The organism is Streptomyces camelliae, assembly GCF_027625935.1.
Classification (GTDB): domain Bacteria; phylum Actinomycetota; class Actinomycetes; order Streptomycetales; family Streptomycetaceae; genus Streptomyces; species Streptomyces camelliae.
The window spans coordinates 5,663,034-5,678,132 of sequence record NZ_CP115300.1 but is presented as its reverse complement, the minus strand read 5'-3'; the positions used below and the strand labels follow the sequence as shown (position 1 = coordinate 5,678,132).

At 69.5% G+C, this 15,099-nt stretch carries 18 protein-coding genes; 4 read left to right on the top strand and 14 right to left on the bottom strand.

The window, feature by feature from the left end; translation table 11 throughout:
- Positions 1-149 precede the first annotated feature (149 nt).
- The 13 genes from O1G22_RS25965 to O1G22_RS25905 all read right to left on the bottom strand — a co-directional run bounded on the left by O1G22_RS25965 (position 150) and on the right by O1G22_RS25905 (position 10,399).
- The gene (locus O1G22_RS25965) at positions 150-1,706 is read right to left on the bottom strand and encodes a YfjI family protein (protein ID WP_428986403.1); all 1,557 of its coding nucleotides are present in this window, start codon (positions 1,704-1,706) and stop codon (positions 150-152) included.
- Positions 1,707-2,028: 322 nt separating this feature from the next.
- Positions 2,029-2,907: a bifunctional DNA primase/polymerase gene (locus tag O1G22_RS25960; protein WP_270083507.1), complete on the bottom strand. Its 879-nt coding sequence runs from the start codon at positions 2,905-2,907 to the stop codon at positions 2,029-2,031.
- Positions 2,904-3,665 carry a DNA cytosine methyltransferase gene (locus O1G22_RS25955; protein WP_270083506.1) on the bottom strand — a complete coding sequence of 254 codons (762 nt, stop codon included), beginning with the start codon at positions 3,663-3,665 and terminating at the stop codon, positions 2,904-2,906. The genes O1G22_RS25960 and O1G22_RS25955 overlap by 4 nt, the downstream gene beginning before the upstream one ends.
- Positions 3,666-3,755: 90 nt before the next feature.
- Positions 3,756-4,247, bottom strand: coding sequence for a hypothetical protein (locus tag O1G22_RS25950; RefSeq protein WP_270083505.1), 492 nt, complete (start codon positions 4,245-4,247; stop codon positions 3,756-3,758).
- Between the two features lie 15 nt (positions 4,248-4,262).
- Positions 4,263-4,457 (bottom strand): hypothetical protein, encoded by a 195-nt coding sequence (locus O1G22_RS25945; RefSeq protein ID WP_270083504.1) that lies wholly within the window; start codon positions 4,455-4,457, stop codon positions 4,263-4,265.
- A 16-nt stretch (positions 4,458-4,473) separates the two neighbouring features.
- On the bottom strand, positions 4,474-4,725 hold the full coding sequence (locus tag O1G22_RS25940) for a hypothetical protein (protein ID WP_270083503.1): 252 nt from the start codon (positions 4,723-4,725) through the stop codon (positions 4,474-4,476).
- Between the two features lie 141 nt (positions 4,726-4,866).
- Positions 4,867-7,095 (bottom strand): cell division protein FtsK, encoded by a 2,229-nt coding sequence (locus tag O1G22_RS25935; protein WP_270083502.1) that lies wholly within the window; start codon positions 7,093-7,095, stop codon positions 4,867-4,869.
- An 84-nt stretch (positions 7,096-7,179) separates the two neighbouring features.
- A complete protein-coding gene (locus tag O1G22_RS25930; protein WP_270083501.1) occupies positions 7,180-7,521 on the bottom strand; it encodes an RRQRL motif-containing zinc-binding protein in 342 nt (113 codons plus the stop codon).
- Positions 7,518-8,132, bottom strand: coding sequence for a GGDEF domain-containing protein (locus tag O1G22_RS25925; RefSeq protein ID WP_270083500.1), 615 nt, complete (start codon positions 8,130-8,132; stop codon positions 7,518-7,520). Before O1G22_RS25925 ends, O1G22_RS25930 begins: the two co-directional genes overlap by 4 nt.
- Positions 8,129-9,247: a conjugal transfer protein gene (locus O1G22_RS25920; RefSeq protein ID WP_270083499.1), complete on the bottom strand. Its 1,119-nt coding sequence runs from the start codon at positions 9,245-9,247 to the stop codon at positions 8,129-8,131. Before O1G22_RS25920 ends, O1G22_RS25925 begins: the two co-directional genes overlap by 4 nt.
- A complete protein-coding gene (locus O1G22_RS25915) occupies positions 9,244-9,534 on the bottom strand; it encodes a hypothetical protein (RefSeq protein WP_270086543.1) in 291 nt (96 codons plus the stop codon). Before O1G22_RS25915 ends, O1G22_RS25920 begins: the two co-directional genes overlap by 4 nt.
- A gap of 94 nt (positions 9,535-9,628) precedes the next feature.
- A complete protein-coding gene (locus tag O1G22_RS25910) occupies positions 9,629-10,078 on the bottom strand; it encodes a DUF3307 domain-containing protein (protein ID WP_270083498.1) in 450 nt (149 codons plus the stop codon).
- A 174-nt stretch (positions 10,079-10,252) separates the two neighbouring features.
- Positions 10,253-10,399: a hypothetical protein gene (locus O1G22_RS25905; RefSeq protein ID WP_270083497.1), complete on the bottom strand. Its 147-nt coding sequence runs from the start codon at positions 10,397-10,399 to the stop codon at positions 10,253-10,255.
- A 435-nt stretch (positions 10,400-10,834) separates the two neighbouring features.
- Here O1G22_RS25905 and O1G22_RS25900 point away from each other — a divergent pair, with 435 nt between their 5' ends.
- From O1G22_RS25900 to O1G22_RS25885, 4 genes are all read left to right on the top strand, one after another.
- The gene (locus tag O1G22_RS25900; RefSeq protein WP_270083496.1) at positions 10,835-11,185 is read left to right on the top strand and encodes a winged helix-turn-helix domain-containing protein; all 351 of its coding nucleotides are present in this window, start codon (positions 10,835-10,837) and stop codon (positions 11,183-11,185) included.
- 267 nt (positions 11,186-11,452) lie between these two features.
- The gene (locus tag O1G22_RS25895) at positions 11,453-12,424 is read left to right on the top strand and encodes a P-loop nucleotide/nucleoside kinase family protein (RefSeq protein ID WP_270083495.1); all 972 of its coding nucleotides are present in this window, start codon (positions 11,453-11,455) and stop codon (positions 12,422-12,424) included.
- Between the two features lie 11 nt (positions 12,425-12,435).
- A complete protein-coding gene (locus O1G22_RS25890; protein WP_270083494.1) occupies positions 12,436-13,008 on the top strand; it encodes a guanylate kinase in 573 nt (190 codons plus the stop codon).
- Positions 13,005-13,856, top strand: a complete 852-nt coding sequence (locus tag O1G22_RS25885; protein ID WP_270083493.1) for an NAD(P)-dependent oxidoreductase — start codon at positions 13,005-13,007, stop codon at positions 13,854-13,856. Before O1G22_RS25890 ends, O1G22_RS25885 begins: the two co-directional genes overlap by 4 nt.
- On the opposite strand, the gene O1G22_RS25880 is transcribed toward O1G22_RS25885, so the two are convergent.
- A complete protein-coding gene (locus tag O1G22_RS25880; RefSeq protein ID WP_270083492.1) occupies positions 13,853-14,497 on the bottom strand; it encodes an HAD family hydrolase in 645 nt (214 codons plus the stop codon). The genes O1G22_RS25885 and O1G22_RS25880 overlap by 4 nt on opposite strands.
- Between the last annotated feature and the right edge of the window lie 602 nt (positions 14,498-15,099).

Sequence of the window (15,099 nt, the reverse complement as noted above, 5' to 3'; positions counted from 1 at the left end):
GTGCTCGGTTTTTTGCGGAATATCGCGGGATTGTGCGACGGGCCCCCTCGCCTGTGCGGAGCGGGGTCCCGCCGCAGGTCAGCGGGGTGTCCGGGCTTTTCTGCGGATTTTGCGGTTTGTGCGGGAGGGGTTGTGTGCGCGGGCGGGGGTCACCGGCCGCCGTGGCGCAGGGACGGGTGGGCGATAAGGCGGGGCGCCGGCGGGCGTCCGCGCTTGCCGGTGGGCGCGGGTTGGTAGGACCGCAGGTATCCGTGGTCTTCCAGTAGCGCGAGGGCCGGTTCCAGGTCGGCGACGTTGGGGAACTCGCTGCGGGAGAGGGCGCTGAAGACGTCCCGTCGTTTGACGTCCTCCCATCCCTTGTCCCTCAGCACGTCCAGGACGCTGCGGGCGCGGGACACGACAGGGTCCGCGCCCATGACGTCGAACACGGCCAGGGCGTGGGCGGTGTAGTACTCCCCCAGCTCGATCGCCGCGCGCATGGTGGCGGTGGTGACGGGGTGGGCGTAGCCGTTGCCGCCGTGTTCGGCGAGGTGCAGCAGCGCGGCCATGCGGGCGGTCGCCCCGGCCAGCTTTCCGGCCCAGTTGGAGATGTGGCCCAGCTTGCCGCCGCGTGCCCTGAGCTGCGGTTCGATGCGCTTCTGATACGCGATCAATGCCGCGTCCGCTTCCGGGGCGAGCTGGATGATGGCCGGGTCCGTCCACTCCGCCAGGGACAAGGTGAGGTCGATGACCCGGGCGGTATAGGTGGCGGCCGTCTGTTCGGGGACCGGGTCGGTGATGACCTCGCGGTCACCGACCGTGGACACCGGCAGGGAGTACAGGAAGCGGGCCAGCAGTCCGCGCCCCTCGAACCCCTTCACCTTCCCGATGTCCCGCAGCACGTCCGGCTGCACGGCGAGGCCGATGGTCAGCGCGGGCGCGTCGATGTACTCGCGGCGGGTCTGCCGGTTCACCCTCAGCCGATCCCCGGCATGCCCCTTGAGGAAGACTTCCATGTTGGGGGCACCGGAGTAGCGGCCGGCGATGATGTCGAAGATGCCGCCCTCGGCGCTCATCACGGACAGCCGTCCGCCCTGTTCCGCCATGAGCGAGGTGACCGTCTCGGGCGTCGAGTCGTCCGCCAACAGGACCGGTTCGGCGGGGACGGTGAGTGTGTCGGCGGTCTGCGCGAGGCCCACGGCGGTGGCCACCATCTCATCGCGCTTGTCGCCGTCGGCGGACGCGGCCTTGGCGGCGGCCTTGTCCGCCGCTTCCTTGGCCAACCGTGCCGTCAGCTCCGCTTCCACGATCACGGGCTGCATGGCCGTCTTGAGCTGTTTCTCCGCCTCATAGAGGGGGTTGGTCAGCAGCGTGAAGACGGCGGACTTGCGGTTGGCGGGCGGGAGCGCGACCACCGTGTAGACGTTGGTCGGCTCACGCCAGTTGCCGCGTACGTGGACCACCGACCGGCCGCCGGCCGCCGTGGCGAGCACGGCGAGGGCGATCGATCCGGCGAGGTCCACCGGGGTCTGCGTCTCTTCCGATACGGCCGTCACGAACTCCCCCAACCAGGCGGGGAGGACGTGGGCGGGGAACGGCGGACGCTCACGGCCGCCGGTGAGGGGAATGGGGGCCTCCCACACGTCCGGTGCCGCGTCCTCGCCGGGCGGTTCTTCCAGGGCGGGCAGTCCCGCCCACAGGTCGCCATCCACAGACTGTGGAGTCATGCGGCCGCCCTCCCTTCGGCGATATTGGTGTGTGGGCAGACGCCGACGCTCACGCGGGCGGTCAGCCTGATGACGGCGGCACGACCCCGGGCGCGTTCGTGATGCCCACAGGCACAGAGCCAGTCCGCGACGGGGACGCCCTCGCACCGGATCTGAAGCCCCGGGGTGATGCCGGTGACGCTGACGGTGACCGTCTGCGGGTCAGAACCAACGGCAGAAAGGACGCCCTTGCGGGCGGCGCCCTTCGGTTCGCCCACGGTCGGCCGTGGCGGGCCCTGTACGGCGCCCTGAGGGCCGTTCATGAGGGTTCGTGATGCTTTGTTCATGCCGCGCGCTCCACAGCCGTCTCAAGGCCATTGGCGACCGCGCGGCGGGCGTAGGGCTCCGGGACGCCCACAGAAACGGCGGCCGTCACGATCTCCTCGCCGATCGCCGTGAGTCCGCACGGTCCGGGGCACGCGGTGTGTTGTGCGGCGAGGAACCGGGCGACGCCGAACGCCTGTGATCCGGCGCCGGATTCGGTACGCGCCCGTACAAGAGCGAGGCCGCGTTCCAGGCCGGTGCGGACGTAGCGCTCGGTGTGGCGGCACCCGGTGGCCACCGACCGGCCCCACGCGGCGCGCGTCGGGAGAGAAGATGCCACCTCCCCGCGGGCGGGGGTGGTGTCTTCCTTCACCACCAGGGCGCGCACGGCCGCCGGGAGAACGGCCATACGGCCGGTCCCGGGTCCGAGCCAACGGGCATACTGCGTCATCGACTTGATGTCGACACCCGGCCGGACAGCGTTGGAGGACGGCATGGCGCCCCGGTAGAGCCAGTGCTCGCCCCGCGTCGTCGCCACGGTCCGGGTGGCGGGCAGGGTCTCGCGGGCCCATGCGACGGCCGCCGAGTCGTCCAGGTCGACCACCGTCAGCCCCGCCCCGCCGGGGTGGTAGGCGACCGCCACCGCCTCACGCCACACCGGCGCCCACACGGGCGAGGTGAGAGCGTGCGGGTCGGTGGTCGCGGCGGCCCACGCGTGGCACGGCGCGGGGCACCGGCAGGGGCCCGCCGCCTTCATGTTGGGCCGGCCACCGCAGGCGCCGTCCTTGCAGGAAGGGCAGTTGCCGAACGGGACCTTGCCGCGTCGCAGGGGGAGGACCGGGACACCGGCCGCCGCGAGGGCGAGGGCGACCCGCAGGGGTTCGGTCGTCGCGCTCATGCCGCTGCCCCCAATGTCGTGGTGGCGGCGAGGTAGGCACGGCCGATGTGCTCGGTGTAGGCGGGCGGGATCGCTTCCGTCAGTTCCTCGCGCACATCGGTCCACGTGATGCCCATGGCCGTCTGGAGTTCCGGGACGGACGGCTTGCCGCCGCCGTTGCCGTACGGGGCGACGTAGGGACCGTCGTGGTACTCGCCGTGTCGCCACCCTCGCACCCGGCCCCGGTGCGGGACGTGCGCGGGCTGCTCGGTCGTCCATCCGCCCAACTCGAAGTTGCGGTGACGGATGACGCCGAGTCCGAACATCTCGCCGCACAGCGTCAGGTCTTTGCGGATCTCCGCCCGCCCGTTGGGTTGCTCGATGACGTACGGCAGGCCGGTCTGTTCGAGCAGATCACGGGTGGGGGCCACGAGGTCCTCGTGGGCGCCGCCCCACCCTTGGGAGCGGTTGGTGCCCACGGTCAGGCAGCACTTGGCCTGACACGGCGGGGACGCATGCACGAGGGTGTACCGGCGGATCTCACCGGAGGCGATCAGGGCGGCGAGGTAGGCGAGGGCATCGCCCCGGTGGTAGGGGAAGGGGTAGTTCGGGCGGTGGGCGATGTCGCATCCGTCCACCTCGAACCCGGCGTCCTCGAACCCCTTGCCCGCACCCCCGCTGCACGAGTACAGGTCCAGCAGACGCGGCCGGGGCCGTACTCGCCCCGTTCGGGTGGCCAGGACCAAGGGGCCCTCGCCGAAAACGCGCGGTTCGGTCATGCTGTAGGTCTCCTGTTCTGCAACGTCGGGATTGGAGACCGTGGGCGGCGGGCTGTCCTTGTCCGGGAGTGCCGCCGCCCACGGGCGTAGCTACTGGTGGTTGTTGGTCTTGGCCCACACGCCGCGCGTGGTGGTGTGGACGTTGCGCTGGTCCTGGTAGACGGGGCCCTCGTAGTGCTGGTGGATGTCCGGGGCGGGCTGGGCCCGCTTGGCGAACCGAGCGAGCGTGAGGACGAAGAGGCTGGGGGCGCCGAAGACGATCGCGCACACGACGGGGTTGGCGGTCTGGGAGACGTACATGAGCACGGCGGCGGTGAGGCCGGTCATGGAGGTGGCCGCCGCGCCGGAGAGCATGAGGACGCTGGCGTCGGTGGCGCCCTGGCTGATCGGCGGCCGGCCGGGCTGGGCGACGGGCGGGGTGCTGCCGTACGCCGGGACCGGGGTGTCGTCGCGGTAGGCCGTCAGCGTCTCCGGAGCGGGCCGGTAAGCGTCATCGATGATCCGGCGAGCCTCGACGGCGGCCTCGCCCTCGCTCATTCCGGCGTCCGACCGGACGGTGTTGGGGACGTGTTCGGGGTGCATGCGGAATCCCTTCGGTCAGTGGCCGACGCCGGGCAGGGCGTCGGTGAGGGCGGTGACGAGTCGGTTGACGGTGCCGGCCGCGCCGGTGTGGGCGAGGTAGAAGCCGAAGAGCGCGACGGCGACGGCCGCCCCGGCGCCGACGGCCTTGAACCGCAGCAGCAGCACGACGAGGACGGCGAGCAGCAGAACGAGCGGGATGGTGAGCGTCACGGTGTCTCCCGGCGGGTCAGCGGGTGCCGGCGCGGTAGGTGCGCGCGGCGCGGTTGTAGATCCAGCGGCCGACGCGTATGCGCTTGCCGGTGGCGTCGCAGCGGCGGCAGTCCCGGCCGCGCTTGACGTGTCCCTTGCGGTCGGTCTTGAGCGCGTGGCCCATGCCGGCGCACTTGCGGCAGTCGCCGAACGGGCTCAGCCAGCACTTGACGACGTAACCGAACGTGACGAGCATCAGGCAGGCGATAGCGAGCAGAGGAAGGCTCATCAGGGGCCTCTCGGAGGGGGTTCGGGAGGTTTCCGCAGGTCGGCCGCTACGTACTAGCGGCCTGATCAGGGGCGGTTTTGGTCGCTAGCAGGGTTGCTACCGGTAGCGACGCCTGCCGCTACCGGTAGCACGCTGTGAGACCTATCCGGCGTCCCGCTTGTTGTTGCGCTCCGTAATCGCGGTGGCGATGTCGTCGCGCTTGATGCCGCGCTTGTTGACCTGTTCGCCGTCGATGCGCCGGCTGATCTGCACGGTGCCGATGCCGAACGGCTTGAGCGCGGCGGTGAGCGCTTCGGCCTTGGGCTTGGGCTCCAGTTCGATCCACGGGGCGTAGATCTCGGGGCGCAGGTCGGCAAGCCGGTCAACGACCGTTTCGGACCACACCTTGGCCTCGCCCTTGCCGAGCACGGCCGCGACGTCGTCCAGGATCGTCGCGGACGTCTCCGGGGCCGGGGCCTCGCCGGCCGCGTCGCCGGACAGCGTGCCCTCGGCCTCGCGCAGGGCGGCGGCGCGGGTCAGGATGCGTTCGGCGTCGCGGCCGTCGGCGAGGTAGGTGCGCACGATCCCGGCGTCGTCGGACATGCCCTTGAGCAGCCCCACGCCCTTGTGGGACTTCAGCAGCTTGGACGCGTCCAGCCCCTCCGAGTACGAGCCCGCGCCGAGGATGACGTCGGAGACCTGGTAGGCGCCGACCCGCAGGGCGAACCGGGCCTGGTGCTGGTCACGCAGCTCGGAGGGGCACGCCTTGTCGTCCGGCTTCTGTGTCGACGTCATCACGGAGACGCCGACGGCCGGGGCGACCCGGGCGAGGTAGACCAGGAGGGACAGGATTTCCTTGCCGTGCTCGGGGTGGGTCAGGTACTCCTGCACCTCGTCCACCACGAACAGGGTCAGGGGCATGTTCAGCTTCTTGTCCCGGCTGATCTCCGGGGTGAGCTTGCCCTCCGGGCAGATGTGAAGCGGCAGTTCGGAGAGTCGGTGGTACCGGTCCTCGACGTCCGCCTTCAGCTCACGCAGCGAGGTCAGCAGGTGCTGAACCGGGTCGAACCCGTTCTTCGGCACGATGCCGAACGCGATGCGGTGGGCGACCTTGGCGAACGTGCGCCAGTCCGGCGACGCCTTGCCGTCGAACACGTACAGCCTCACGTACGGGTCCAACGCCGCGGCCAGCGCGATCGTGCGGGCGGAGAACGTCTTGCCCTGACGCGGCACGGCGCCGACCAGCAGCGACAGCCACAACATGGTGGCCATGACCGGGTTGCCGCGCTCGTCCACGCCCCACGGGAACGGCTTCCAGAAGTCCACCCGCGTCGCCCCCAGCAGCGGGGACTTGCCCGACGGCACGGCGAGCGGGTCACGGTCGGCGATCCAGTACGACACCCGCCGCCCGCTCGTCTCGTCCTTGTCGAGGAAGAGCTGAGTCGGGGCGATGTCCATGCCGGAGCACAGACGCGCATGTGCCTTCATCGCGTCCTCGAACGTCTTGCCGTACGGCAGATCCACGACCACCCGCCATCCGTCGCCGTCCCGGCCGATCGGGCGCGGGAAGGCGATCGTCTGGTCCTTGCTGGTCAGCCCGGCCACCTCGTGCGCGCGGATGACGATGTCCGAGGACAGCTTGCGCTTGCGGAACGTCACCTTGGCGATGTCGATGAGCGGCCGGTCCGCCGGCGCCCCCGCCACACCGAGGGTGGTGGTCAGTGCCGCCATGACCAGCATGAGCAGCCACGACGGCGCCATGACGTACAAGGTCAGTGCGGCGGCGAGGCCGACGAACCCGGCCACGGTGGCGACGATCCCGCGCAACCGGACGCGGTCGTTGCGCTGCCGCGACAGCTTCAGGTACTCCGCCGCGTCCTCGTTCGCCACCGAAGCGAGCCGGAGCGACTTGCCCTCCGCGTCGAACACCCACCGGCCGATCGCGGACGACCACCGCCACGCGCCGCGCGGCGAGTACAGGCAGATCTTCGGCGTGTAGACCAGCGGCAGCCGGACCGCGTGATAGCCGACCACGGCCGAGTAGTGCCGGATCGCCCACTTGCGGACGGCCGCGCGCTGGTCGGGGAGCTTCACCCAGTCCGGCAGTACCGGCAGGCGGGCCTTGTCCTTGGCCTCCATCCACTCCGCGACCGAGGGCGGGTAGACCTCGCGCGGCGGGTCGACCGGCGCCCCCTCGCTCAGGCCGTCGGCCTCCGGGTCGTCGGTGTCGGGGAGTTCGGCCTCCCACTCCCCCGGCTTGGCCTCGCCCCCGCTCGGGGCGGTCGGGGCGGGGGCGGTCGTCTTCGTCAGCGGGAACGGCACGATGTCGGCCGTCGGCTGTTCGGTGCCCTCCGGACCGTCCAGGGGCGGGAAGGCGATGGTTTCCGTCACGATGTACGTACTCCTTCGGGAGTCGAAGGGTCCGGCCGGCTTGCTGTGGAAGGTCGGGCGGCCGGACCCGGGATTCGGGGTGATTCAGGCGACGCACTGTTCCTCGGGATACGCGCAGCTCACGCAGGCTCCGAGCGTGGGCGGGATGACGTATCCGGCATCCCGGCCGCACTCGGGGCAGGTGCGGCGGGCGCGCATCATCGCGGCGTGGGCCTGCCACCGGCCCGGGGTCATCGGCCGCACCGGTTTCGCGAGGTCGACGCGGTACAGGTAGGCGACCAGCGGCGGACGGCCCCGCCGCCGGGGGCGTTCGAGCTGGGCAGCGACGTCCTGTCCTCCGGGCCGCAGGTCGCGGGCCCTGAGTTGGCGGCGGGTGGCGTAGCCGTCCGGGGCGAGGTGCCAGCGGAAGACGGGGAGCGTGCTCATGCTGCGCCGCGCCGTCCGGGACGGCGTCCGGCGACCGATCCGAGCAGGCGCCCGAGGCGGGCACGGCGAGGACCGGACAGGCCGGACCGCTTGGCGGCGTACATGGCTTCGTCAGCGCGGCGCAGCAGCGCTGACAGGTCCTCGCCCGGGTGGTCGGCGGCCCGCACCCACCCGAGGGACACCGTGGTGTGCACTTCGGGTGCGGTGCCGGCCGGTCGGGCGAGGACGCGAGCGAGGGTGTACAGCCGGTCGGCGGCCGTGCCGTCGCGGTCGATGACGACGGCGGCGAATTCGTCGCCACCGAGTCGTCCGACGACACCGCCGGGGGTGGTCCCGTGAGTGAGGCGGGCGGCGACCGTGGCGAGCAGGGTGTCACCGGCCGCATGGCCGTGGGTGTCGTTGATCTGCTTGAAGTGGTCGACGTCGGCCAGCACGACCACCGCACGGGGGTCGCGCAGCAGGCGGCGGGCCCGCCGGGTGAACGCGTCCCGCGTCCACAGACCGGTGAGCGGGTCACGGCGGGCGGTGGTCAGCCGGCTGTGCAGCCACCGGGCGTGTACCGCCCACCCGAGAGAAGGCACGGCCGGTAAGAGCGCGCTGAGGGTGCTCAAGACGTCACCGCCCCGGTGGCGCGTTCGGCGAGCAGGGCGTCACGCAGCATGCGGGCGTTGGCGGGCGAGGTGCGCAGGGCCCGGCGGATGCCCTCCCCGGTCACCTCAGCGTCCGTCAGGCCGGCCGTTGCCTTGCGTGCTTCCGTCATGAGCTGTTCGGGGGTGCGGCGGGTTCGAGTCGACTTGGCAGCGACCGGGACACGGCCCGTCGCCCGACGCGGCGCGGTCGACGCGGCCGGGACCGAGCGGGCGGGCGCCGGGGCGATCGGGACCGGCCTCACCGGCGGGATGGCGGCGGGCATCGGCTTCATGCCAACGCCCGCCTTGCCGAGATCGACCGGCGCAGGATCGGGCACCGCAAGACGCGTCACCACGACCGTGGGCGTGCTCGATCCGCGCAGGTCAGAGGTAGACCGTTCTCGACTATTTCCGGTCGATTCCTCCATATTTGTAACTGCGGCAGGGATCGGGGCGGCGGTGCCGAACATCGAGGCGAGCGCCGCGTCCGCGCCGTCGGTGATCCGGTCACGCTGTACGTCCAGCAGCCTCGATCCGAGAGCCGCGTCCCCGACACCGACCCTGCGGGCCAACCGCCACGACGCCCGATCAGACCGCTTCCGCACCCGGCTCACCGGGTGGTGTGCGGCACGCGCCCGGTGGTAGGCCAGAGCCTGAACGATTTCAGCGGTGCGCCGCTCGTTCTCCGCGTCGCGGCCGTCGGTGTGGACGACGATCCGGCGGGCGAGGAACGCCATGCCTTCCGCCGAGACGGACATGCCCATCGGGGTCAGGGCGTAGATCACGGTGCGCCCCGGATCCGGCGCGGCCATGGCACCCATGACTGCGGCGGCGGCCGGCAGCGCCCACAGCCCGATCCGTACGACGCGCGGCGAGGACTGACCCAGCAGGGTCAGCCCCAGCAGGACCAGGGCGAGAACGGCCGTGGCGCCCTCCCCGGCACCAAGGGCACCGAGCGCGGTCCCCGTGCCGTAGGCGTGCCCGATGTTGCTGTAGGTGCCGATACCGCCGATCACGCCCGTGGCGAGCATCGGCACGAACGCGGCCGTCAGGACACCGATCTGAACCTTCGTCAGAGGCTTGCGCGTCTCGCTCATGCCGCTTCCCCCGTCCCAGGCCGGTAGCCGCGGGCGGCGCGCAGGAACGGCACCGTCTGGGTCAGCGCGTCGGCGTACAGGGCGTCCCAACCGGCGATCTCGTCACCGGCCTCCGCCTCCGCCTCCAGGTCGGCGAGGATGTCACGCGCCGCGTCCTCACGGGCGGCACGCTCGCCGTCCGTCTCGAACTCCAGCGGGCCACGGAACAGCTCGACGTCGATACCGAGCGCCAGTTCCGCGAACTCCATGTCGTCGTGGGCTTCCTGGCCAGCGACGAAAGTGCGCATACGCATGGTCGTTCTCTCCTTGGATACGTCGGGAAGGGCGCGGGGCGGTCGGCTGTCCTGTCCGGGAGTGCGACCGCCCCGCGAAGAACGGGGGTCAGACGGCGGCGATGACGAGCGCGGCGACCAGCAGCCACAAGTGGTGGAAGGACTGGTCCAGCGCGTAGGCGCCGGTGCCGATGTGCGGGTTGTCGTCGTGGCCGGCGCGCGGGGCACCGAGCCGGTAGAACTCGCCCTTGCCGGTCACCTTGGCCAGCCACGCGAGGGTGGTGCGCCGGTCCGCCCACCAGTGCGAGGCCGCGTCAACCGCGAGGCCGGCGACGACGCCGGGCACCGACAGGTGCAGCCCCAGCAGCGCGGCGGCCGGGATGAGAACGGCGAGCTTGGTGAGCGTCAGGGTGGCGACGTGCCGGGCGTCCGCGAGGCGGCCGACCCACCCGGGACGGCCCTTGTGCGCGGACTGGTGCGAGGTCTGCACCCAGTGGTCACCCACGCTGTGGGCCACGTACAGGGCGATGAACACGGCGGCGAAGGTGGCAGCGTGCACGGTGGCGGACTCCTGACTGCGTCGGGATACGGAGACCGGGCGCGGCGGGCTGTCCTTGTCCGGGAGTGCCGCCGCCCCGGGAGGCCAACGCCGCAGGAAGCGGCAGGCCAAGTGCCCCGGCCGGGAGTCGAACCCAGCCCGAAGACCGTCGGGGCTATCACGCTGGGAGGCCGGTCAGGCGTCGCGGCCGTAGGCCTCGTCCAGCTCCTTCTCGACGTCCTTGCACTCACCAGCGACGATGCGGTCGTAGACCTCCTGACCGCGCTGAACAGCCTCGGGGGAGGTCAGGTCCAACGACTGCTGCGACTTCACACCGAACATGTGGAACTCCTGACGTGTCGTAGTGATGGGCCCGCGCCGAACGAACCGGCGGGCCACGTGCCCCTGCCTGCTTTGCTGCGTACGCCCGTGGTGGCCGGGCAGGGGCTGAGGTGTCGTTGACGGTCGTCACCCGGCCGTCACGGGGACGGGGTCAAGCCCCATCGATCTCAAAGCGCTCTGTTGAGTTCTCAAGGAACCGGCGCTTCCTTCGTACTGACCCTTGCGGGCTTTCCTCCGGGCGCTATTTGTGCAGGTCAAGCGAGTCGCCGAGCTTCAACCCCTTCCGGAGTCGGCCGCTCGTCAGCTCTGCCTCAGAGTGCACTGTGAGGCAGAGTGCGTCAAGTCCCTTCGCGGAACAAGCCGCGTGGGCCGCTGGTTCTAGCTCTGCGGCTTGGGCACTATGAGGCAGGGACTGTGACGAAACTTGGGGTGCAGATGATCGAGTGGACCGGCAAATTTGCCTACAAGCAGGTGGCTGATGACCTGCGACGACGTATCGCGGATGACGAGTTCACCGAGACCGGCCAACTCCCCTCGCTTGCCCAGCTCCAAGAGAGGTACGGCGTCACGGTGACCGTGGCCCGTGCCGCCATCAACCAACTGAAGGCAGATGGCCTTGCGGTAAGCCACCAAGGCAAGGGCGCCTTCCTGACGCCCAACGCCGGCCGTGCTGCGCAGGTTGCCGACCCTGCCGCGGCGGTGACCGAACTGCGTGAGGAAGTCGAGAAGCTGCGGACCGAGGTCAGCGACCTGCGCCAACGCGTCGCCGCCCTGGAAGGGGACTGAGCTTCCGGCAAGCCGCAGGGGGAGTCCTGTCGCCGACATCTGAACCTCCTCGTTCGGTGTGGACACAAGTTCACCGCCGAGGCGTGAAAATCGGTATCACGTCCCGCTACCTGAGAAAATCCAAGCGGTTTTATACATCCGCTTACACATGCGCTATCACGAATTTCCACAGCGCTAGTCGGGCCGCTACACTCGCGGCTCCGACCAGCTATCTAGGAGGGGCAGATGGCTCGGAAGCACCCAGACTGGAAGCCCGATCTTCTACGAATGCATCGCGAAGAAATAGGGCTCACCCTGGAAGACACGGGGGAAAAGCTTCGTGAAATTGCGGAGCGTCACGGCTTCAAGATTGCCGCAAACTTCCAGACGATCTGGGGCCACGAAAAGGGTTCAGTGTATCCCGGTCCGCATTATCGCCGGGCGTACTGCCGCCTCTATCGTCGCAACGAGGCTCAACTCGGCTTCCGCAAGGCCCTGCCCGGAGAGGATGCCCCCGTGGAATCCGTGCCGGTGCCCGCTTCCGCTGAGCGAAAGCTCCCCGACCAATCGGACGCAGTACGTAAAGCGCTGAGCAGTATCCGCGAAGGCACAGACGACGTGGACAGCGAGGCTCTACTCAATCGCGTGGTCAACGCGTGGAGCTCTACGGCAGGGGCAAGCACTGACGGCCCACCCATGATCCTGGTCGGAGGGTACGCCGGGTCAGGTAAGTCGGAGTTCGCGAAGTTTCTTGGCCGGCTTACCGGCTGGCCGATCCTCGACAAGGACTCACTTACGCGTCCGCTGGTCGACCAGCTTCTAGTCTCGTTGGGCGGTGAGGCACACGACCGCAGTTCGAAGCTTTACCTTGAGAAGGTCCGCCCCCTGGAATACCGCTGCCTCATGGAAGCCGCATGGGACAACTTGGATTGCGGAATCCCCGTAATCCTCGACGCCCCGTTCGTCAAAGAGTTTTCCCAAGCTGACTGGATGCAGCGTCTCCAGAACCGTTGCCGGTCCAAGCGGGTCTCAGTCGCAACCATATGGGTTAAGTGCGACATTGAATCGATGCGTGAGTACATCGAATTCCGCGGCGCGGCCCGCGATGCTTGGAAGATGGAGGCGTGGGAGGAATACGCGGCAGGGCTTAACGTGGAGTTCCGTCCGCAGGGCCCGCACTTCGTTGTCGACAACCGGCTTGGAGCCGCCGTGGCCCTGGTCGATGAGGCTCGGGACGTGCTGAGTGGAGGTGGGTTGTGAGCCCGTCAGGCGTGATCCTGTACGGCCCTCCCGGCTCAGGCAAGGACACCATCACCTCTGAGCTCACGCGGCTACGGCCGGAGTTCGCGCTCTTCGAGCGGCTCAAGGCAGGGCCCGGCCGCACAACCGGGTACCGGCTCACAACGCCGGACCGCATTGAGGAGCTGTCCCGAGCCGGGGAGCTCCTCTACAGAAACGCCCGATACGACGCTGAGTACGCCATCGATCGCCAGGGCGTCGCGGCGTTGGCCGAGGCTGGTCGCATTCCTGTTCTCCACATGGGCCAGGTCGTCGGCGCAGCGGCGGTAGCGGCCTTTCCTCTGCACTGGGTTCGGGTGCTCCTGTGGTGCCCCCTGGCTACCACGGAGTCGCGTTCCATCGGCCGCGGAGACAAGGACGTCGATGCCCGCGTGAAGGTCTGGCACGAGACCCGGGAAGACCTGTTGGCGCACGAATCCGAGCCGTGGACCCTCACTCTCCGGACCGACGTGCTCAGCCCAAGCGAGTCGGCCCGCGCCATCATCGAAGCGCTCTCGCAGGGTGCGCCGGCCGAACCGCGAAACATTCGGGAGCTTGTCGGGTGACGGTCCTTGGCATCCTGCATCCGGGCAGCATGGGCGCCGCCGTCGCCGCTCAGGCACGACGGTCCGGCGCAGAGGTTCTCTGGTGCTCCGACGGACGCAGCCCGGAAACGACGCACCGAGCCGAGCAGTACGGGCTATCGGCCGTTGGTGGGCTCTCGGAGATGGCTGACCGAGCGGACGTCATCCTGAGCCTGTGCCCGCCCGCTGCCGCGGAGGACGTTGCGCGTTCCGTCGCCGCATGCTCCTACTCCGGGACGTACGTCGACGGGAACGCTGTCTCCCCCGCGACGATGACGAGGATCACCAACATCATGCGGCCGTCCGGGGCGACGGTCGTTGACGGCTCTGTGATCGGTTCGCCGCCGTCGGCGTCGAAAAGCCCGCGCCTGTACCTCTCGGGCCCGAGCGAGGCTCTGCCGAGGGTGGCCAAGCTCTTCGCCGGGAGCACAGTCCGGGCGCGGCCTCTAGATGGCGGTGTCGGGCAGGCATCCGCCCTGAAGCTGTCCTACAGCAGCTACCAAAAGGCGAGCCGCGTCCTCGCCGCCGTCGCATACGCGCTCGCCAGCGACTACGGGGTGGAGGCGGAGCTACTCGACATCGCTCAGGGGCGTACGACCAGCTACCTGACGGAGACGAACTACTTCCCCAAGGTCGCGGCTCGATCCTGGCGTTGGGGCCCCGAAATGAGGGAGGCGGCACTCACGCTCGCAGAGGTCGGTTTGCCCTCCGAGCTGGCCGACGCTGCCGCCGCGGTCATGGAGCGCTGGGAGGGGCTCAAGGACGCCTCGCCCGCACTCGCTGAGGTACTCGCGGAGCTACACACCACGCCGCCCGGCGGGCCGGTCTAACGGGTCAACCTCCGCAGCATCGCAATGGCCTCCGCGGCACTCGACACGATGAGGTCGGGCTCGCGGGGGCCATCAGCCCATTCACGGCCGCCAGCCACCCAGGCGGTCCGCAGTCCGGCCGCCTGCGCCCCCACTATGTCCGTCGCGGGGTTGTCGCCCACCAGCCACCCTCCGGCGCTCAGCGGGACGCCACAGGCCGCGGCTGCGGCATCAAAGAGGGCGCGCTCTGGCTTCCGCGCTCCGACACCTTCCGAGATGGTGACTCCGTCGAAGAGCCCGGTGAGCCCGGTCACGTCGAGCTTGGCGCGCTGGATATCGACCGCCCCGTTTGTCGCAATCCCCAGTGTCCATCCCTCGCGGCGGAGCCCTTGGAGACCTTCCAAGACCCCGGGAAAACAGCACACCGACCGAGTCAGTCCGTCGATGTACTCACGCCACAGGTCCTCAGCGCCGTCCGCGAGCCGTAGAACGTCTCGCAGGTAATCGAAGTCTTCGGGGTACGCCCGGTCTCGCAGCCGGGCAGTCACGAGCGCCGCGGCCTGATCCGGCAGTCCACGGGAGCGAGCGAAGGCACCCGCCCATGCGTCCAAGCCGCCCTGTCGGTCAATCAGGGTGTTATCGAGGTCGAAGAGTGCCAGCACACGACGGACGCTACCCGCCCCGCCCGTTGTCCTGATCGTTGTCCAGTTCGCTAACGGACGCCACTGTCCACTGTCGTACACACACCCTCTCTGACCTGCCGCGCGAACGTCCATGAACGGCCCCGTACAGCCATACGCACAGTTGGAAGATTCCCCCTCAGCGAGAGGTAGCGCCAGCAGGACCTCGGCCCGGCCAGGCCAGATCTTCCATTGTGTAAGCCACGTACATGCATCCACGAACAAAGTCACGTGCTGCCTGGGGGGTGACTGCGGTTCCATGCACTGTGGTGTTACGCAAGACACGGAGGTCGTTCATTACGTTCACCGCTTCCGGGTCCAACCCTGCCACTTGCAGCATGCGCACCAACTCGCTCGGCGTCACCCGCCCTGATCCTGGACGTCGTGGCTGGGCACTTGGGTACAACGTGAGGATCTCCTCAGCGAACGTCTGCAAAGCGTTCCACGCAGACACGATCGCTCCTGTTGGAGACCCCTCGATGACGTTGTCTGGCTGATCAATTGCCGTAAAGAGAGCGTGCAAGCGCCTGCGTACCGCCTCGGCTGAAGGCTCCCCAGACGAGGCAGGCTCAGGGCGCGGCTCC